Raw genomic sequence first — 19,540 nt, forward strand, 5'->3', positions numbered from 1 at the left:
GAAACAAGTTTGTGAGGAGAAGAGCATATGGTGTATAAGACGAAAGTATCTTGGGATGCCACATATGATGTAATTGTAATTGGTTTTGGTGGCGCCGGAGCAGGTGCAGCGCGTTTTGCTGCTGATAATAATGCAAAAGTTCTTTTGATTGATGCTGCTCCTGAAGGAAGCGAAGGTGGTAATACTAGATATGCTGGCGGTGCTTTTGCTTGGGGATCAAATTTCGATCAACTGAAAGAATACTATAAGCAGACCTATTATCCATTTAAGTATGATGAAGAAGCTTTAGATACCTTTATCAAAAATGTAATGCAAATGAAGGAGTATTCAAAAAAGTATTTTGGAATTGAAGCTCAACCAACGGGTAGAAGACCAAATGGAGAATATCCAGAATATAAAGATGCAGCTTCTATGCAGTCTCAAAGTATGACTAAAGGGATGTACAATGGCGGATTTTGGAAATTGCTTCGTAAGCAAGTTTTTGATCGATTAGACAAAATTGATATTTGGTTTGAATCGCCAGCAGAGCACTTAATTCAAGATCCAGAAACTAATACAGTAATGGGTGCTGTTATTAAGCGAAATAATAGAGAAGTAAATGTTGCTGCTAAAAGAGGAGTTGTCTTAAGTCTAGGCGGTTTTGAAAATAATCAAAGTATGATTCAAGACTTTTTGGGTCAAGGTTCGCTTGCGCCAATTGGTACTTTGTATAACCGTGGTAAGGGAATTGATCTTGCTGTTGAAGCAGGTGCGCGATTATGGCATATGTCTAACTACGATTCACATGGCTTATCACTTAGACAAAATGAACCACGAGAAAAATTTGCTTACATGATTAATTGGAAGAGCTTATTTAATGGGTCAATTTTTGTGGCAGGGGATGATGGAACTCGTTACTTTAGAGAAGATGAAGAAGATCGTCATGGCTACAAGTACAATCATGGAAATTGGGTTATGATTCCTAATCAAAATCATCCACATATCATTATGGATCAAGCTCAATATGAGCAGCTTTCTAACGATCAGTCAGCTAAGGCAGATCAAATTAAAGAATTGATTTCATATGCAATTAAAGCTGATTCAATTGAAAAATTATCTAAAAAAATTGATGCGCCATATTTAAAGCAGGCAGTTGAAGACTTTAATTTCTTAACTGATGTGAAAAAACGAGATATGTTTTTGAACAGAAAAATTGAAACTATGAGATCTTTAAAAGAAGGCCCATACTATGCAATTCCTGTTCGTCATAATATTTTGCATACACATGGTGGTGCACAGAGAAATTCTAAATGTGAAGTAATTGGACTTGATGGAAAGGCAATTCCTAATTTATATGAAGCCGGAGAATTAGGAGACATTTTTGCCACTAAGTATTTAGGGGCCAATTCAATTGCTGATTTATTAATTTCAGGAAAGATTGCTGGAACTAATGCAGCAAAAATAAAGAATAACGTAGATCTTCCAGATGCTGTTACTAGCGCAAGTCAAGTTCATGAAGATTTAAAGAGTGATGCACATCAAGTTAAGATGCATTTTGAAGCTGGTAAAAATCAAGGAATTGGGTCAAGCGATCAAGGGATTAATGATCTTCCAATTGTTGTTCGTGTAACTTTAGATGAAAATCAAAACTTAAAGAATATCGAAACGCTTCAAGAAAAAGAATCTGGCGATTTGGGTGGTCAGGCAATACCAAAATTGACCCAAGAAATGCTCGACCATAATTCTGCTGACGTGGACTCAGTTTCTGGTGCAAGTACAACTAGTAGAGCATTTAAAGATGCTGTTAAACAAGCAATAGAGAATGCTCGTAAAAGCAAATAGCTTTGGTTAGGGGAGAAGATATACAAATGTTAGCAAAAGTAAATTGGAAGGGATTTATACTTCCAGTAATTATTGGATGTGTATTGTGGATCATTACACCTTTTAGACCGGCTGCAATAACACCAATTGCATGGCATTTATTTGCCTTATTTATTGCCACAATCGTGGCATGTATTACTAAACCATTACCGATGGTTGGTTCTACTTTGGTTGCTGTTACAATTGGTACGCTACTTCATATTTTTAATATTAAAGAAGTATCTGCATCTTTTGGGAATACGACTGTTTGGTTAATTGCAATGTGCTTGTTCATGTCTGCTGGATTTATTAGATCAGGATTGGGTAAACGTGTTGCTTATCTATTTATTAGGTCTTTTGGTAAAAGAACAATTGGCTTAGCTTATTCACTTTCAACGGTTGAAACCTTAATGGCGATTGCCATTCCAAGCAATATTGCACGTGTTAATGGTATTATGTATCCAATTATTGACGCCTTATCTAGACAAATGGGGTCAGATCCAAAAGAAGGTACACAAAGAAAGTTAGGATCGTATTTGATTTTTAACGAGTACGAGGTAAATATTGTAACTTCAACTATGTTTTTAACTGGACTAGCTGGAAATATGGTTGCTTTAGGTATTGCAAAAACGCAAGGAATTACTGTCTCATGGATGCAATGGTTTTTAGCAGCAATTGTTCCAGGTCTAATTTCTCTAATTTTAGTACCATTTATTTTATATAAAATTTATCCACCAGAAGTTAAAGAAACACCTAATGCTAATGCATGGGCAAGTAAAAAGCTTGAAGAAATGGGAAAAATGACGCCTGCTGAAAAGATTATGGCTTGCGTATTTGTTTTGGCATTACTTTTATGGTTATTAGGATCAAGTATTGGAATTGATGCAACTTTAGTTGGTTTTATCGCAGTTTCAATTTTGTTAATTTCAGGTGTCATTACTGTTAAAGATATGATGGATCAAAAGGGTGCTTGGAGCTTGATTGTATGGCTATCAATTGTAATGCTTATGTCACAGAAATTAATGAAATTAGGATTTTTCCCTTGGTTCTCAAAGGAATTAGGTCTAATGCTTCATGGCGTTAACTGGGTTTGGGTCTTAGTAATTCTATTCTTGGTTTACTTCTATATTCACTATATGTTCCCATCTATTACTACGCAAAGTTCAGCCGTTTTAGCAGGTTTTCTATCAATTGCACTTGGAGCTGGTGTTCCAAAGCTAATGGCGGGATTAATGCTAGGCTTTGCAGGGTCGATCTTTTGTTCAACGACTCCTTATTCAGCTGGACCAGCTGCACTTCTTTCAACTACAGGATATGTAAAATCATCAGATTGGTGGAAATTGTCCGCAATTTTCGGTGTCTCTTTGAATATTGTATGGCTTGGCGGCGGTCTGCTTTGGACTAAAATAATTGGTTTTTGGTAAAAAAATAAAATATCAGCGGTGCATGTTATCGCTGATATTTTATTTTGTAATCTCAAATATTTCACCTAATCAATTGAATCATCTATGCTTAAAGTGAGAGTGTGTTTTTCATAGAAAAGAAATAGCTATGATTCAATTAGAGCAATTAGTTCAGAAAAATTTAGCTAAGGAAAAAGAAGGTAAAGTTGCAAGTTATATTCCTGCCTTAGCAGAAGTTAACCCTAAGCAATTAGGAGTAGCGCTTTATGATTTAGATGATGGCGAAATTGGTGAAGCTGGGCAAAGTGAAGTTCGATTTGCAATCGAGAGTATTTCAAAAGTAATTACCTTGATGCTTGCTATAAAGAAGATGGGGATCCAAGAAGTATTTAAGCATGTTGGATCTCGTCAAACCAGTTTTGCCTTTAATTCAATTCTTAATATGGAGATTGAAAAGGCCAAATATCCACTGAATCCGTTTATTAACGCCGGTGCTATTGCTACAACATCGATGGTAGTAAGTAAGACCGGAGAAGGAGCATTTGAGGAAATCTTATCATTTGCCCGTGATATTTGTAATGATCCTAATCTTTATTTAGATCAAATTATTTATCATTCTGAAAGACGGACTGGTAATCTCGACCGGTCACTTGCATATTATATGGAATCTAAAAATATGATGCTTGGAGATGTGGTAACTAGCCTTAATACGTATTTTAAGCAGTGCTCAATGATGGTTACAGCTCATTCTTTGGCTAATTTAGGTGCCGTTTTGGCAAATGGTGGGGTGAAGCCATGGGATAACAAGCGGATTATTTCTGATGAAGAGGCTAGATGTGTTAAATCGCTGATGATGACAACGGGTCTTTATAATCAATCAGGAACCTATTCGCGTTTAATTGGCGTGCCAACTAGGAGTGGGGTTGGTGGTGGTTTAATGTCAGCTGCTCCTCATAAGTATGGCATTGGTATCTTTAGTCCGGCCCTTGATAAGGATGGTAATAGTGTTGCCGGCCTTGATCTATTAAGAGATATTGTCGAAGGATTAGAATTGGATATTTTTGATTAGTTAAAAATTGGATAGAAAAAAGCTAAGCTACTCGCTATTTTTTGCGGGATGCTTAGCTTTTTTTGCTATAGGATTAATCTCCAATGATTAATTTAACTGGAAGTTTAAAGTTTTCATTTTTTTCAGGTTTATATCCATTAATCTGTTTAAGAAGTAATTCAATTAGTAAACTACTAATTTCTTCTATTGGTTGTTGAATGGTCGATAACTGAGGAAAATAATTTCGTATCAAATTCGTACCATCATAACCTATTAAATCTAAGTCTTGTGGAATTTTAATTCCTACTTCTTGAGCTGCTTCATAAGCAAGGATAGCTGTTAAATCATCAGTACAAAAAAGGCCATCAATAGGTTCATTTTGAAGTATTTTCTTTATTAGTTCTTTTTTTATAGTTGGTGACATTGTAAAAGAAAATGCATGTTCATGTGGAATTAAATTACATTTTTTTAATGTTGTAAAAAAGCCCTCAACACGGGCATCGGTCGGATTATGAGATCTGACATGGCTGCTTATAATATGGATATGTTTTGCGCCTTGATTTATTAAATATTTAGTTGCTTTAATTCCACCTTTAAAATTGTCAGAACTCACTACTGGAATATATGGTGCCAGATTTCTATCAAAGGAGACAATTGGCGCCTGTATATTTTTATATTCTAGGATATCTAGGTTATGGGTTCCCGAAATAATTCCGTCTACTTTATTGGCAGCTAGCATATCTAGATATCTTTTTTCTTTATCAGGACTATTCGCGGAGTTACATAGAAAAACTCTGTATCCTTTTTCAAATAGCTTTGATTCTAATTTTGAAATTAATTCGCCAAAGAATGGGTGAGAAGTATCATAAAATATTAAGCCAATAATATGAGTTGCTTTTCCTCCAAGTGATCGAGCAATGTTGTTAGGCTGATAGTTTAATTCTTTGATGGCATTATTTACTTTTATTTTGGTTGCATTTGATATATATCCTCTATTATTAAGGACTCTAGAAACTGTTGTTGGAGATACACCAGCTTTTTTTGCAACATCAGTTAATTTAATCATAATGGGTTCCTCTCATAATTAAATATTGAACCAATTTTTACTCAAAAGCAAGCGCTTACTATAATGAATTTATGCTATCCGCATGCCAGTATACTGTTTTCTTAGGTTGATATACGTAACTAATTTAGGAATTTATAAGCGGCTTTTATGTGAAAGCGGTTGACATACTATGAAACAAGACTATGATTGTAGTTGTAGAAAGCGTTTACAGTATTAATGCTTAGGAGGAAAATAATGGATCATAAACAAGTAGCTAAACGTATTTTAAAATACGTTGGGCAAGATAATATTCAAGCAGCAGCGCATTGTGCTACGCGTTTAAGATTGGTTTTAAAGGATGATAAAAAGATAGATCAAAAGGGATTAGATAATGATCCAGATGTAAAAGGTACTTTTGAAACCGATGGTCAATATCAAATCATTATTGGTCCTGGGGATGTTAACAAAGTTTATGATGAAATGGTTAAGATAGCCAATTTGAAAACAGCAACTACTGATGATTTAAAGAAAGTTGCTGCGAATAAGAATCATAACGTTATATTGGACTTGTTTAAATTATTATCTGATATTTTTATTCCAATTATCCCAGCTTTAGTTGCTGGTGGTTTATTGATGGCTTTGAACAACGTTTTGACAGCACAACATTTATTTGCTGCAAAATCATTAGTTCAAATGAATCCTCAATTGAATGACTTTGCTAACTTTATTAATATGCTAGCATCAGCACCGTTCACTTTTTTACCAGTGTTAATTTGTATGTCAGCAACTAAACGCTTTGGTGGCTCAAGAATTTTAGGTGCTACTATGGGCTTTGCTATGGTAATGCCACAATTGATTAGTGGTTATGCTATTTCTACTACTCCGCATATTCCTACCTGGAACTTCTTTGGTTTGCATGTAATGCAGGCAGGTTATCAAGGTCAAGTTTTATCTGTCTTAGGTGTGGCATTTATTTTGGCGAGTGTTGAAAAGTTTTGTCATAAGCATTTGAAGTCAGCAATTGATTTTACTTTTACGCCAATGATTGCAATTATTGTAACTGGATTTTTAACTTTTGCAATAGTTGGTCCCGTTTTAAGAACTTGTAGCGACTGGATCACTAATGGAATTATTTGGTTCTACAACACGACTGGTTGGTTTGGAATGGGACTATTTGGTTTATTCTATTCAGCCATTGTTATTACTGGTTTACACCAAACTTTCCCAGCAATTGAAACTCAACTTTTAGCTAATATTTCAAAAACTGGTGGTTCATTCTTCCTACCTGTAGCAGCTATGGCTAATATTGGTCAAGGTGCCGCAACTGCTGCTGTATGGTTGACTTCAAAAAATAAAAAACAAAAATCATTAGCAGGCTCATCAGCATTTTCTGCAATGCTTGGTATTACAGAACCAGCTATCTTTGGTGTTAACTTAAAAATGAAGTATCCATTTATTTGTGGAGCCATTGCTTCTGGTATTAGTAGTGCAATATTAGGTTTATTCCATGTTCTTTCCATCTCAATGGGACCTTGTTCATTAATTAGTTTTATTTGTATTAAACCAGGCTTTATTCCTCAGTTTATGTTAGGGATGATTATTGACTTAATCGTGGGATTCTCAATAACATACATTTATGCCAAGAGATATAATGCAAAACATCCTGTTGAAGACGATACAGTTGAAGAAATTGATGTTAATGATGAAGTAATTACTGCACCCATCAGTGGTCAAGTTGAATCTTTAAGAGATACTAAAGACAAAGTCTTTTCATCAGAAATGATGGGAAAAGGAGCTGCTATTATTCCTGAATCTGAAAACGTGGTTGCCCCAGCAAGTGGTGAAATAACTGTAGCTTATCCTACTGGACATGCATATGGAATAAAAACTGATGACGGAGCTAATATTTTAATTCATTTAGGAATTGATACAGTAAATTTGAAAGGTAAAGGATTTTCTAGCAAGGTTAAACAAGGAGATAGAGTAAATAAAGGTGATCTTTTAGGAACGTATGATTTTAAGTTAGTTGAAAAAGAAGGTTATGATCCAACAGTAATGGTAGTTGTTACGAATACTGCAGATTATGCTGAAGTTAAGAGAGTTACTGGTAAAGAAGTAAAGGAAAATGATAATTTAATTGCTTTAACTGAACCTTCTAAAGGAAAAACATCAGTTGCAACAGCTGATCCAGTTTAGGAGAGAACAATGAAATGGTGGCAAAATTCAGTAATTTATGAAATTTATCCTAAAAGTTTTTATGATACAAACGGTGATGGTATCGGAGACTTAAAAGGTGTGGAGAAAAAATTACCATATCTTAAAGAACTGGGAATAGACGCAATTTGGCTAACACCTATTTATTTATCTCCACAAGTTGATAATGGGTATGATGTAGCTGACTATCGCAAAGTTGATCCAATGTTTGGAAGTAATGATGATTTGAAGGAACTTATTCGAAAATCCCATGATTTAAATATTAAGATCATTCTTGATATGGTTGCTAATCATACTTCAGATCAATGTGCTTGGTTTAAAGAAAGTAAGAAGTCAAGAAATAATTATTTTAGTGATTTCTATATTTGGAAAGATCCAAAGCCAGATGGAAGTGAACCCAATAATTGGGCAGCTAGTTTTGGAGGTTCTGCTTGGACTTATGTACCAGAAAGAAAACAATATTACCTTCACTATTACGCCTCTCAACAACCAGATTTAAATTGGGAAAATCCAATTGTACGTCAATATATATATGATGCAATGCGTTATTGGAAGGCTCAAGGAGTTGATGGTTGGCGCTTGGATGTAATTACACAAATTTCTAAAGACTTAACCTTTAAAGATGCACCAAGAGTTGTCGATAGAAAGTATGTTCCATTAAAAAATACCAGCGGACCGCATATGCATCAATATATTCACGAATTAAATCAAGAAGTATTAAAGCCATTTGAAATGATGAGCGTAGGCGAGGCACCGAATAGTAGTATCAAAGAAATTCTAGATTTAACAAGTCCTAAAAGGCAAGAGCTTGATATGGCATTTAGTTTTGAACATATGCGAATAGATAAAGCTGCTAAAGAAAATGGTGCTCTTGCCCTTAAACAACCAGATTTCTTACAATTAAAAAAAGTTTTATCTAAAATGCAATATGAGCTTAATAATAAAGCTTGGAATGCTTTATATTTTGAAAATCATGATCGTTCAAGAATACCTTCGCGTTGGGGAAATGATACAAAGTATCGTTATGAGAGCGCAACGGCATTTGCGACTATATTACATGGATTAAAAGGCACGCCATTTATTTTTCAGGGTGAAGAAATTGGAATGACCAATCCTAAGTATTCAGTGGAAGAATATGAAGATATTGATCTTAAAAATAAATACCAGGAACAAGTTAAAACAAAGCATTTATTAAATGCTAATGAATTTTTAGCAATAGAACATAAAATAGCATGTGATAATTCCCGTACTCCTATGCAATGGAATGGTGAGAAAAATGCAGGTTTTACAACAGGAATACCTTGGTATAAGATAAATCCAAATTATTTTAGGATAAATGTTGAATCAGATAAAGCTAGTGAAAAGTCGATTTTTAAGTATTATCAACGTCTCATAAAGTTACGTCATAATGAAGAAATATTAACAAAAGGTAATTATGAAGAATTACTTAGGGATGATAAAAATATTTTTGCGTATAAACGAAACTTGAATAGAAAAAGTTGGCTAATTATAGTCAATATGACGGATAATATTTTGTCATTAAAATCATTAGAAGCTGATTTGAAAAGGTATTCAAAAGTAATTTTGCATAATTATAAAGGCAAAATTACAAACAATGAATTTAAACCATATGAGGCATGTATCTTAGAAAAAAGGTTGTAAACTAAATTAAGAGTATGCAGGATCCGTAATGATCCTGCTTTTTTGGAGAAAAATGTTAAAGATAGATAATAATAAAAATCAAATATTATTTCATTTGTATAACACTCAAATTTCTTATGTGATAGAAATAATTGATGGAAAATTTGTGACAAATAGATATTTTGGCCCTAAGCTACCATATTTTTCTGGCAGTACTTCGTTAGATAATGGAAAGCATGCTTTTTCCATTTATCAGCAGGAAGATGCTTTTTCAGTTTCGAGTCTGCCATTAGAATATAGCGTTTCACAATCAGGTGACTATCGTGAAACTAGTGCTGAACTCAATGATAAGTTCAATCTGCCAATAATTGATATGAAATATGTGCGATATGATCAAGAAAAGGTTGAACTTTCAAGTTTACCCCACATAAGGCAAGCCAAAGGGAGTAGCTTAAATATACATTTGATAGGTAATAATGGTAGGTTGGCTATTACAATACATTATTTTTTACTGAATGATTTTCCAAGTATTATACGTTGGATATCGTATAAGAATATAGGCAAATCTCTGATACATATAAAAAAAGCTGATAGTTTACAACTAGATGTGCCTAATAGAGAATGGAAAACGTTAAGTTTTTATGGAACGCATGCAAGTGAATTCATACCATCAATAAAGCCAATTTTTGATGGAAAGGTTGAAATTAATAGTACAAGAGGTAGTAGTAGTCCGCAACATCAGCCTTTTATTGCATTGATCGACAAGAATTTTACATTAGATAGAGGTAAATTTATTAGTTGTAATCTTATTTGGAGTGGAAATTTTAGAATTAGTATTGAGAAAGAACAAGAAAACTATGTAAGATTAAACGCTGGTGTTAACAATAAATTATTTAATTATACTTTGAGACCTTCTGAACAGTTTATTACTCCGCAAGCAATTATAACAACTGGGCAAAATGGATTAGGAGAAATGAGTAGATTATCTCAAGAAATAATAAGTAATTACATTGTGAATTCGAGAATCCAACAACCATTAATAGCTCTTAATACTTGGGAAATGTCATATTTTGATGTTACAGAAAATAAGTGCATAAAAGCTTTAAATCAAGCCGAAAAGATTGGAGCTAATTTGTTAGTAATTGATGATGGTTGGTTTAATAATAGAAACTCAGAAAAAGGACAATTGGGGGACTGGATACCAGATTATAATAAATTCCCAAATGGTTTAAAATATATTGCTGAGCTAACCCATAAAAAAGAAATGAAATTTGGAATTTGGATTGAGCCCGAAATGGTTACTACATCAAGTGATTTATTTAAGAAGCATCCAGATTGGGTTTTAGGCTTAGATTCTGTTGAGAGAGCTTTATATAGTAGAAATCAGCTCGTTTTAGATTTAAGTAAGAAAGAAGTGCAGAATTACTTAATTAATATAATAAGCAACTTAATTATTGAGAACAGAATTGATTATTTAAAATGGGATTTCAATCGTCAACTAGCACCTATTTTTAGCCAAGGAAGAAGTGCATTAGATCAAGGAAAAGTTGGCTTTGATTATATTTTAGGCTTGTATCGTATATTAAGTTCTCTTAGAGAAAAATTTAAGAACTTAATTATAGAAAATTGTGCAGCTGGTGGCGGAAGAATGGACCTGGGGATGGTATACTTCACTGATCAAACTTGGATTAGTGATTTAACTGACGCTTTGGGTCGTTTTAGAATAATTACTAATATGGCTACAATTTATCCGATTAGAATTTTTTCATCCCATTTTTCAAAATCCCCTAACGAACAAGATGGAAGAATATTACCGATAGAAACTAGATTAGTTCTTTCTTCATTAGGATCCTTGGGTTTTGAATTAAATTTAGAATTAATGGGTGAAGATCAAATTGATAAAATTAAGTCTTACGTAAAAAAATATAAAGAAGAATATAGCTTAATGCATGATTCTGTATGTTTACCGTTAACGCCATTAAGAGAAAAAGCTACGATGCCAATGGCCATTATGTTAAAAGATGCCAAAAAGATTGGGGTTATATATTCGTACGGTGCAACAGATGCTGTTCATATCCCTCGATGGCTACCACTTATTTTTTTAGATAATAAGTGTGACTATAAGGTAAATGATGACTATTCTTGTTCAGGTGTTGAATTAAATAATGCAGGATTAACTATTTTCCCAGTTATAGGTGATTTTTGTGTTGATGTTGAATATTTAAAAAAAGAATAGGAATCTGACTAATAAATTTTCTAGAAATAGAAGATTATTAGTTTAAAAGTGATTTATAGAAAGAATATATTGATCTAAAAAAGCTAAGTATTATCTTAGGTGCTCTTGGTACATGTGCCATACGTATCGCAAAAGCTTACGCAATAATAAAAAAAGCTAATCACAATGATTAGCTAAACTCAAAAGTCATCTTAAGTTACGATTGGAGTTAGTGACTCGCACTCACTAGCTCCTTTTCTTTTAAAATTATACACTAAAAAGTTCATTTTTGGTATGAAAGTGTATGTAAAGCTCATTTTTGATCCTATTTAAGTGGTAAAATAATAAAAAACATTAATGGAAATAGGAGTAAAAATGAAAAAGTACGCAAAAGCAATATATTGGGGATTACCAATTAGTTTAATCCTTGCTATTTCAATTATTTTGCATTTAGGTTGGATCAATGCCTTTGATAATTTCTTTGAAGGATTAGTTCATATTGTGCCTAATTTAAAAGGTCTAATGCTAAAGATTACATTTTTAGCTGATACCAAGGTTGATTTAGTTTGGATGGTGCTGATTGCCGTAATTCTATGGTTTAGAAAACAACGTCCTCTTGCAACTAACTTGGTTTTAACAATGATTACTGGGGATGCAGTAGGTTGGGTAATTAAACACTTAATTCAAAGAGCACGTCCAGTACAACACTTAGCAGTTGATGACGGTTTTAGTTTTCCAAGTGGCCATACCTTAGGAATGGGAATGATTGTAATTTGGATTATTATGGTTCTCTTGCCAGTTGTCTTGAAGGATAGAACTAAACGTTTTTGGATTGATTTTCTTTTAATTGTTTGGTTAGTCATTGTAATGATTTCTAGAGTATATGTGTATGCTCACTATCCATCAGATGTTTGTGGCTCCGTTGCAATTGCCTTAACTTGGGTTGCTGTCATGCAATTTGTGTTTGAAAAGATTAAGCAAACGATAAATAAATAGTAAACAAAATAGGGTTAAGCGTAAATGCTTAACCCTATTTGTGTGAGTAGTTTTATAATTATATTTCTGATTAAGTTAATAGAAATTTATTTAGTCAAATAATGTCCAAGGTTGACTTGGTCTGTCATACAGATAACCTTTTTGCCAGTTCCATTCTGGATGCTGTTTCATAAAGTTTTTTGCATCAAATGGCTCGCCATCGGCTCTGCCAAAGATGCCCCACATATTCAAGCTTTGAATATCAGTAGCATCTGCGCATTTACCATCGCATGAGCCACCTGGGAAGAATGGAACATTCCATACACCATGTGGATCATCAGCATAATATTGTGGATCAACATCGTAGTGAGCACAAATATTACGTGAAGAAGGACATTGATAACCAAGATATGGGTCATATTTATCAGCTAAAATCTTTTTAGCTACTGAATCGTCAATTGTGCCTGATACTTCTGGCAATAATTGCTCAAAGCGAGCCAGGCGAGCACCAGTTTGCTGGCGAGTGTCATTATAGCCGTTGTCGACACACTCAAGATTGCGAATTCGAGGATTATGACAAGCATTGCAGCCATAGTAGAAACCATCAGTTGATTCTAGTAATTCTTGATTCTTTAATCCTTGCTCATAACGGGCAATTTCACCGGTATTAATATTGCAAAGAAGCCAAATATTAGCGTAGCCACCGTTATTCCCTTCATTGACTAGTTTTACCCATTGGTCAATATTATTAGCATATTGAGTAGCTTTACGAGCCCGGATAAATTCTGGCATCCCGTTTACATCATAACCAACAAATCCAGCAATAGTGGTTTCAGTAATGCCAAGACCTGCATCTGTTACGTAAAAGTCGGTCATTGAATCGATGTAGCCAGGAACGGTTTGCATCTTAAAGGCATGACCATTAGTTGGGTGAACTTCTTCGCAAACGTTGAAGTATTGTCCACTCCAAAAATCGTCAAAACTTTCGTGAGCAATGACAGGTTTTCCATCCCGCGTAGCAGATCCAGTTGCAACAAAACCAGAGCAGTGTGATCCGCGTGGACCTTGAGGTGGATTGTTTGAGTAGTTAGCTGCAACTTGTGGCCACCAATAGCCGGTTAACTCCATCCAATCGTTCCAGCTCCAGTTTTAGCACATGTTACTTGGTATTTAACTTTACTTGGGAAACCATCTTACTTTCAATCATTGTAGCAGCTGTAACTGCCATTCTTTATCTATTCTTGGGTAAAAAGAGATTGGCAAAGATTGGCGATATTCCTACTGCAATTAGGGAGCAGAAGAATCATCAAGACGCTAAGAAACAAAATTAATTTTTTTGAAGTATATTTCAATTTTTAGCAATTTATGTGCTGAAATGAAGTATACTTCATTTTTTTATGAATTTAAGGCAAATTTGAAGTATAATTCAAGAAAATAATTTAGAAACAAAAATACGCCATTTCTATCTAATTTAAATTAGGTAAGAAATGGCGTTTTTTGTTAGTTATTAGAATTTAAGAAAAAGCGACTATATAAGCATTATAATTTCTCAAATAAAGGTATTTTTTCCTGAGATTTTACATCGAACAATCCTTTATCAGAAATTTTTATTTGAGGAGAAACCAATAGAGACAGTGTTGAAAATGACATAATTTCGTTTGTATTTTTATATCCTAAGTCTTGCAGAGTATGTCTAATGTTACTAATTTTTTCTCCTAATTTTGTCATTGGTTCATCACTAACAACTCCGCCGATAGGTAATGGAGCATCTTCTATGATTTCGTCTCCTTTAGCAACCACATAACCACCTTGTTCATCTATTAATTGATGTTGTATTTTTAGCATAGCCTTAATGTTTGTTCCCATTATCATTATATTGTGGTGATCATGAGCCCAGGTGGCTCCAACAGCACCGTCTTTAGAAATTCCGCGATCTACTAGTCCTAAAGTGTAGTTACCATTGTTTTTGCCATAACGGTCTTGCACCATAATAAGATTTAAGTTTGCTTTTTTCCATTGCACTTCATGATTTTTAACTTCTAGTTTTACTTTAATATGATTGGTAAAAGTTCCAACAGGATTAATTTGGATTACATTGGCAACTACTTGACCATTGTTAATCAGATCAGTTTTTAATTTGAAATCATTGATTTCTAGTTTAGGAGCTTTAACTGATGATCTTAGAGAAGGCAAGAATTGATAATCAGATTTCTTAAATTTGTTTTCTATAGGAAGGCCATTTTTGTATACGGTATTAATAGATAATGTTCTAGGATTGTCTAGAATTATAAAATCAGCTATTCTTCCTGGTGCAATACTTCCGCGATCCCATAAACCCATATGTCTTGCAGGAGTATATGTTGAAATATAAATTGCTTGCTCTGGGGTCATTCCCATATCAATTGCTTTCTTTACTAAAGCATTTAAGTGGCTATGAAGAAGAGTATCAGGCATTGAGTCATCTGTTACAAGAGCAACATGTTCGAAAAAGTCATTTTTAATGATAGTGTCAATTACATCTTGATGCATAGACTTTAGTTGGACTTCTACAAACATTCCATTGCGAACTTTTTCTTCAACTAGTTCGGCAGTTTGTTGAGTATGATCAGTTGTAATGCCAGCATAAATGACCTTTGTTAAGTCTTCTCCAGTGTAAGCTGGAACGTGACCTTCAAGTGGCATTGTAGGGTGGATGTTTCTACACGTTTTTATTATTTTCTTGATTAAAGTATTATCAGGGGAAGTCATACCTTTAAAGTTCATTACTTCACCCAAACATATGAAGCGGGGATCCTTTAATAGCTCTTTAACTTCATCGGGCCCAATTTGACCACCAGTAGTTTCCATATGTGAATTAGTTGAAGGAACTGATGATGGTATTCCGAAATAGATGTCTATTGGAGAGGGCTGATTAATAAAATTTTTAAGACCTTTTATACCAGCGACGTTAGTAATTTCATGATCATCTGCAATAATTGTCGTTGTACCATATTTTCCAATTGTTTGTCCCATGATTTCTGGTGTTGTCATTGAACTATCAATATGCATATGAGCATCAACAAAGCCAGGAATAAGATATTTACCTTTCAGATCTATAACTTTTTTAGCTGTAACGTTAGCTAGATTATCGCTAATCCAATAAAATTTATCATCTTTTATAGTTACATCGCTGTGAATGAACTTTTTCAAGAAGACATTGAAAACTTGAGCGTTTTTAATTAATAAATCTACCTGTGTCATGTGTTGCTCCTTATAAATAAAAGAGTTGGTAATTCCAACTCTTTTATAATGTTTGCGTTAAAAACTAATTATTCATTATCTTGTTCCATTGGTTTATCCATTTGGAAATATGGCTGTTAACATAGAAGAAATCAATGGTTTTAGCACGTTTAGCTACATCACCGTAAGTTTTATTAGCTGCCTCTTTTTTGCTTAAATTAACTTGTTGATTAACAGGAGCGTTATTAAGTGATTTAGTATTAGCAACTTTCTTTTGCACTGATTCGCTTAAACGGTAATTAATATATTGATAAGCTGCATTCGTATTTTTACTATTTTTCAAAATAGAAACATTATCATAGTTAGCATAAGTGCCAGAAGCTGGTACGAAATATTTTAAATCAGGATTAGTTGCTTGAAGCATTCCGACAGCATAGTCACCTACAACTGCAGCACTAATTTCTCCAGTCTTAAACATATTACTTAAATCAGAACTTTGAGTATAAGTTTTTACGATGTTAGGTTTTAATTCCTTCATTGCTTTAAATGCGGCAGTACCATCATCTTTAGTAACTTGGGTACCAGCATGATCTCCAGCAATATATAGCATAGCAGGGCCAAATGTAGTAGTCATATCTGGAACGGATATTTTTTGCTTGAGCTTATCAGACCAAAGATCGTTCCAATCTTTAATGTTTACTTTTTTAGGATTATAAATAATTCCTACACTATTTACTGTATAGGGAACAGTATTGGTTTTCTTAGCTAATTGCTGTTGATCTTTAGATAGATACTTGAAATTTTTGATTTTTGAAAAGTTTAGTTTTTTAAATAATTTCTTTTTTGCTCCTGTAACAGCATTATTTTGAGCGAGTTCAATAACATCGACATTAGAGTTGGGATTATGTTCTATTTGAGTTAGTCGAGTTGAACTGTCTCCAAATTGAGTTGAGACTTTGACGTTATATTTTTTTGAGAAGGGATTTAAAACATCTGAGCGCATTTGCTTAGTAGATAAGCCAAAGGTTGAAACTACCAATTTCTCACTTGATTTTGATGAACAAGCAGAAGTACCGATTGCAATACCAGCAGTAATTAAGATAAGGGACCAAAGATAAAACTTTTTGAATTTCATGATATTCCTTTCTGAAAATAAAATTCAATTATTCTGATAGAGGATGAAGATGTTTAGCTGGGAGAGTGAGAGTTACTGTATCTCCTGAACTGCGCATCTTTGCTCTAGCTTCTTCAACTTGAAAAATTCCTAAATCACTTGTAATTGTGTATTTAAAACTTTGTCCCAGATATTCACGAGATGTAATAGTTCCTAAGAAAGAGTTTTCTGAATGATTATCTTGATCAAGAAGAATATTTTCTGGTCGAATGGTTAAAATTTTGGCATTGCTGTTTGATTCTTTTGTGGTTAGCAAAGTGTTTTTAACTAGAATATGATGGTCGTCGTTTCTTTCATTAGAATTTATAGAAATGAAGTTATCGTAACCTATAAAACGAGCTACATATTCTGTACGAGGGTGATGAAAAATATTTTGCGGAGTATCGTATTGCTCGATGTGACCATCTTTCATAATTAAAACTTTGTCAGAAATTGCGAAACATTCTTGCTGATCATGTGTAACGAAAAGAACAGTCATTTTTAACTTTTGCTGTAAATTACGAATTTCTTCTCTCATTTTTAAACGTAATTTTGCATCTAAGTTGCTTAGAGGTTCATCCATCAATAATAATTGTGGATTTGTAACTAAAGCACGTGCTAAAGAAACTCTTTGTTGCTGCCCTCCTGAAAGTTGAGCAGGGTATTTTTCCTTTAACTGATAGAGTCCTGTTGTGTTAAGGATTGAAGTAACTTTATCTTTTATTTCATCTTTAGAGACTTTATGCATTTTTAAACCAAAAGCAACATTATCAAAGACATTTAGATGAGGAAACAGAGCGTAGCTTTGAAAAACCATCCCAAAGTTTCGTTTATAGACTGGAATATTTGTAATTTGTTTACCATTGAGTAAAATTTGTCCCTTACTTTCTGGAATTAAGCCAGCAATAATTCGTAATGTTGTAGTTTTACCACATCCAGATGGTCCTAATATTGAAACTAAATCACCGTCTTTTATATTGAAAGAAATATTTTTTAAAATGTTGTTTTTTCCATCGTATGACTTAACTAAATTTTTAATTTCTAAATTTGCCAAAATAATACCTCTATTTAGTAAGACTATTAATCCCAATTGCTTTTTCGACTAAGACCATCATTAAAGCTGTAAAGATCATTAAAAGAACGGAGATAGCTGAAACTGTTGGATCATAATTGTTTTGCAGATAATTTAAAATTGCTGGCGGAAGCATTGTTAGAGAAGGACCATTCATAAACAATGAAATTGGAATGTTGTTGAATGAGTTAATAAAACACAGCATAAAAGCCGCAATAATACTGGATTTAATATTAGGTAAAACTATTAAGAAAAATCCTTTTCTTGGTGAGCATCCATATATCCAGCCCGCTTCTTCTATGTGTTTATCCATTAATAGCATGCTGGCTGTAACTAGGCGAATTACGTAAGGTAAACATAGTAAGAAATGACCTATAACTAGACCTATAAAGACTGGGATTCTTAGAGTAACAACTACGGCTTGATATAGGGCAAAACCAATAACAATTTCTGGGATTAATGTAGGGCTGAGGAAAAATGATTGAAACCAAGCGGCATGTTGAATATGAAATCGAGTTAGTGCATAAACAGCTGGAATACCAATTAACAAAGCTAAGCTACTAGCTAAAAGAGCCACTATTAAACTTGATTCAAAACCAGAAATAAAGTCAGGTTGCTGAAAAATATTCGCATACCAATTAAAAGTGAAACCTTTTATAGGTAAAGAAATTGAACTCTCAGTATTAAATGACGTAATAATAACTAGAATTAAAGGAATCAGTAATAACGCTAATATGATAAGTGAAATAGCAGTTAAAACTTTATTTTTTCGATCAAGCATGGCTAGGTCTCCTATCTAAAAAGTAATTTATTTTTTTCATAATCCACATAGATAGTGCAGAAATAATAATTAAAATTAGAGCAATTACGCTAGCTTTTTGCCAATTACCTAAAGTCATTGCTTGTTGGTAAATTAACGTAGACATAACCAAATGACGATTCCCTCCCAAAATTTGAGGAGTAGTATAAGCTGTCATTGTTCCTGCAAAAACCAAAATGCAGCCTGTGAAGATTCCTGTCGTTAACTGAGGGATTATTATTTTAAACAAAGTTTGTAATGGAGTAGAGCCAAGTACAGCAGCAGCTTCTTCCACTTCTAGATTGAGTTCAGAAATATTACTAGTTAATGTGATGATCATAATTGGTAAAAATAGATAAATGGATCCGATTATGATTGCTAGATTGGTATAAAGCAGTGACAAGGGATGATTAATTAAATGCAAATTTAATAAAAATTTGTTTACTATGCCATCTCGTCCTAGGATGATAATCCAAGCAAAGTTTCTGACAACTGCGTTAGTTAACATTGGAAATAAGATTAGGATCATTAAAATTTGTTTAATGGATTTTTTCTGACGAGCAATCCATAGAGAAATGGGTAACCCTAAAATTAAGACAAGGATAACTGTTACGATAGCTATAAAAAATGTTCTTCCAATTATTTGCCAATTATAAGTATTCCTTAGGAATGTAGAATATAGTCCCCAGAAACCATATCTAGTTTGAAATGTAGGAATAATGATTTGAATAATGGGAAAAAGTGCGAATAATAAAACTCCCATAAAAGCTGGAAGAAGTAACCAAATGACTGATTTTCGATTCATTTTTAACCTCCGATTTGTCTATTAGCTTAAATGATTGTAAGTCTAAAGTCAATGATAAATACGAATATTATTAAACATATGCTTGTCTAAAGATTGCATTTATGCATAAATA

Annotated in this window: 15 protein-coding genes; 8 read left to right on the forward strand and 7 right to left on the reverse strand. The window is 33.5% G+C overall.

All coding sequences use genetic code 11. From position 1 onward, the window contains the following. Window positions 1–27: 27 nt before the first annotated feature. The 3 genes from F3I00_RS02625 to glsA all read left to right on the forward strand — a co-directional run bounded on the left by F3I00_RS02625 (window position 28) and on the right by glsA (window position 4,311). Window positions 28–1,821 carry an FAD-binding protein gene (locus F3I00_RS02625; RefSeq protein ID WP_020806863.1) on the forward strand — a complete coding sequence of 598 codons (1,794 nt, stop codon included), beginning with the start codon at window positions 28–30 and terminating at the stop codon, window positions 1,819–1,821. 26 nt (window positions 1,822–1,847) lie between these two features. Next, entirely contained in the window at window positions 1,848–3,263 is a 1,416-nt protein-coding gene (locus F3I00_RS02630) for a DASS family sodium-coupled anion symporter (RefSeq protein ID WP_020806862.1), read from the forward strand. Window positions 3,264–3,390: 127 nt separating this feature from the next. Further along, window positions 3,391–4,311, forward strand: a complete 921-nt coding sequence (glsA, locus tag F3I00_RS02635) for a glutaminase A (RefSeq protein WP_020806861.1) — start codon at window positions 3,391–3,393, stop codon at window positions 4,309–4,311. Window positions 4,312–4,384: 73 nt separating this feature from the next. Here the strand turns inward: glsA and F3I00_RS02640 are convergent, their stop codons facing one another. Continuing rightward, window positions 4,385–5,356, reverse strand: coding sequence for a LacI family DNA-binding transcriptional regulator (locus F3I00_RS02640; protein WP_020806860.1), 972 nt, complete (start codon window positions 5,354–5,356; stop codon window positions 4,385–4,387). Between the two features lie 234 nt (window positions 5,357–5,590). Between F3I00_RS02640 and F3I00_RS02645 the strand changes: the two genes are divergently transcribed. The 4 genes from F3I00_RS02645 (at window position 5,591) to F3I00_RS02660 (ending at window position 12,401) form a co-directional block, all read left to right on the forward strand. Continuing rightward, window positions 5,591–7,531, forward strand: a complete 1,941-nt coding sequence (locus F3I00_RS02645) for a sucrose-specific PTS transporter subunit IIBC (RefSeq protein WP_159310971.1) — start codon at window positions 5,591–5,593, stop codon at window positions 7,529–7,531. Between the two features lie 9 nt (window positions 7,532–7,540). Next, window positions 7,541–9,211, forward strand: coding sequence for an alpha-glucosidase (locus F3I00_RS02650; protein ID WP_065169758.1), 1,671 nt, complete (start codon window positions 7,541–7,543; stop codon window positions 9,209–9,211). Between the two features lie 52 nt (window positions 9,212–9,263). Beyond that, window positions 9,264–11,426: an alpha-galactosidase gene (locus F3I00_RS02655; protein ID WP_159310972.1), complete on the forward strand. Its 2,163-nt coding sequence runs from the start codon at window positions 9,264–9,266 to the stop codon at window positions 11,424–11,426. Between the two features lie 354 nt (window positions 11,427–11,780). Further along, complete coding sequence (locus tag F3I00_RS02660; RefSeq protein WP_020806857.1) at window positions 11,781–12,401, forward strand: phosphatase PAP2 family protein; 621 nt, start codon at window positions 11,781–11,783, stop codon at window positions 12,399–12,401. Window positions 12,402–12,491: 90 nt separating this feature from the next. On the opposite strand, the gene F3I00_RS02665 is transcribed toward F3I00_RS02660, so the two are convergent. After that, the gene (locus F3I00_RS02665; protein WP_020806856.1) at window positions 12,492–13,508 is read right to left on the reverse strand and encodes a C45 family autoproteolytic acyltransferase/hydolase; all 1,017 of its coding nucleotides are present in this window, start codon (window positions 13,506–13,508) and stop codon (window positions 12,492–12,494) included. A gap of 35 nt (window positions 13,509–13,543) precedes the next feature. On the opposite strand from F3I00_RS02665, the gene F3I00_RS02670 reads away from it, so the two are divergent. Next, a complete protein-coding gene (locus tag F3I00_RS02670) occupies window positions 13,544–13,711 on the forward strand; it encodes a hypothetical protein (RefSeq protein ID WP_020806855.1) in 168 nt (55 codons plus the stop codon). A gap of 208 nt (window positions 13,712–13,919) precedes the next feature. Here the strand turns inward: F3I00_RS02670 and F3I00_RS02675 are convergent, their stop codons facing one another. The 5 genes from F3I00_RS02675 to F3I00_RS02695 all read right to left on the reverse strand — a co-directional run bounded on the left by F3I00_RS02675 (window position 13,920) and on the right by F3I00_RS02695 (window position 19,428). Then, window positions 13,920–15,620, reverse strand: coding sequence for an adenine deaminase C-terminal domain-containing protein (locus tag F3I00_RS02675; protein ID WP_003649258.1), 1,701 nt, complete (start codon window positions 15,618–15,620; stop codon window positions 13,920–13,922). Between the two features lie 64 nt (window positions 15,621–15,684). Further along, entirely contained in the window at window positions 15,685–16,734 is a 1,050-nt protein-coding gene (locus tag F3I00_RS02680; RefSeq protein ID WP_020806854.1) for an ABC transporter substrate-binding protein, read from the reverse strand. Between the two features lie 28 nt (window positions 16,735–16,762). Next, entirely contained in the window at window positions 16,763–17,806 is a 1,044-nt protein-coding gene (locus F3I00_RS02685) for an ABC transporter ATP-binding protein (protein ID WP_020806853.1), read from the reverse strand. Window positions 17,807–17,816: 10 nt separating this feature from the next. Then, a complete protein-coding gene (locus tag F3I00_RS02690) occupies window positions 17,817–18,605 on the reverse strand; it encodes an ABC transporter permease (protein WP_003649255.1) in 789 nt (262 codons plus the stop codon). Next, on the reverse strand, window positions 18,598–19,428 hold the full coding sequence (locus tag F3I00_RS02695) for an ABC transporter permease (protein WP_020806852.1): 831 nt from the start codon (window positions 19,426–19,428) through the stop codon (window positions 18,598–18,600). Before F3I00_RS02695 ends, F3I00_RS02690 begins: the two co-directional genes overlap by 8 nt. Between the last annotated feature and the right edge of the window lie 112 nt (window positions 19,429–19,540).

It is taken from the genome of Lactobacillus sp. JM1 (assembly GCF_009834385.1).
Taxonomy (GTDB): domain Bacteria; phylum Bacillota; class Bacilli; order Lactobacillales; family Lactobacillaceae; genus Lactobacillus; species Lactobacillus paragasseri.

Excerpts from the sequence above, each read along its gene's own strand:
- F3I00_RS02625 (WP_020806863.1), top strand. The coding sequence starts at position 28 with ATGGTGTATAAGACGAAAGTATCTTGGGATGCCACATATGATGTAATT.
- F3I00_RS02630 (WP_020806862.1), top strand. The coding sequence starts at position 1,848 with ATGTTAGCAAAAGTAAATTGGAAGGGATTTATACTTCCAGTAATTATT.
- glsA (WP_020806861.1), top strand. The coding sequence starts at position 3,391 with ATGATTCAATTAGAGCAATTAGTTCAGAAAAATTTAGCTAAGGAAAAA.
- F3I00_RS02640 (WP_020806860.1), bottom strand. The coding sequence starts at position 5,356 with ATGATTAAATTAACTGATGTTGCAAAAAAAGCTGGTGTATCTCCAACA.
- F3I00_RS02645 (WP_159310971.1), top strand. The coding sequence starts at position 5,591 with ATGGATCATAAACAAGTAGCTAAACGTATTTTAAAATACGTTGGGCAA.
- F3I00_RS02650 (WP_065169758.1), top strand. The coding sequence starts at position 7,541 with ATGAAATGGTGGCAAAATTCAGTAATTTATGAAATTTATCCTAAAAGT.
- F3I00_RS02655 (WP_159310972.1), top strand. The coding sequence starts at position 9,264 with ATGTTAAAGATAGATAATAATAAAAATCAAATATTATTTCATTTGTAT.
- F3I00_RS02660 (WP_020806857.1), top strand. The coding sequence starts at position 11,781 with ATGAAAAAGTACGCAAAAGCAATATATTGGGGATTACCAATTAGTTTA.
- F3I00_RS02665 (WP_020806856.1), bottom strand. The coding sequence starts at position 13,508 with ATGGAGTTAACCGGCTATTGGTGGCCACAAGTTGCAGCTAACTACTCA.
- F3I00_RS02675 (WP_003649258.1), bottom strand. The coding sequence starts at position 15,620 with ATGACACAGGTAGATTTATTAATTAAAAACGCTCAAGTTTTCAATGTC.
- F3I00_RS02680 (WP_020806854.1), bottom strand. The coding sequence starts at position 16,734 with ATGAAATTCAAAAAGTTTTATCTTTGGTCCCTTATCTTAATTACTGCT.
- F3I00_RS02690 (WP_003649255.1), bottom strand. The coding sequence starts at position 18,605 with ATGCTTGATCGAAAAAATAAAGTTTTAACTGCTATTTCACTTATCATA.
- F3I00_RS02695 (WP_020806852.1), bottom strand. The coding sequence starts at position 19,428 with ATGAATCGAAAATCAGTCATTTGGTTACTTCTTCCAGCTTTTATGGGA.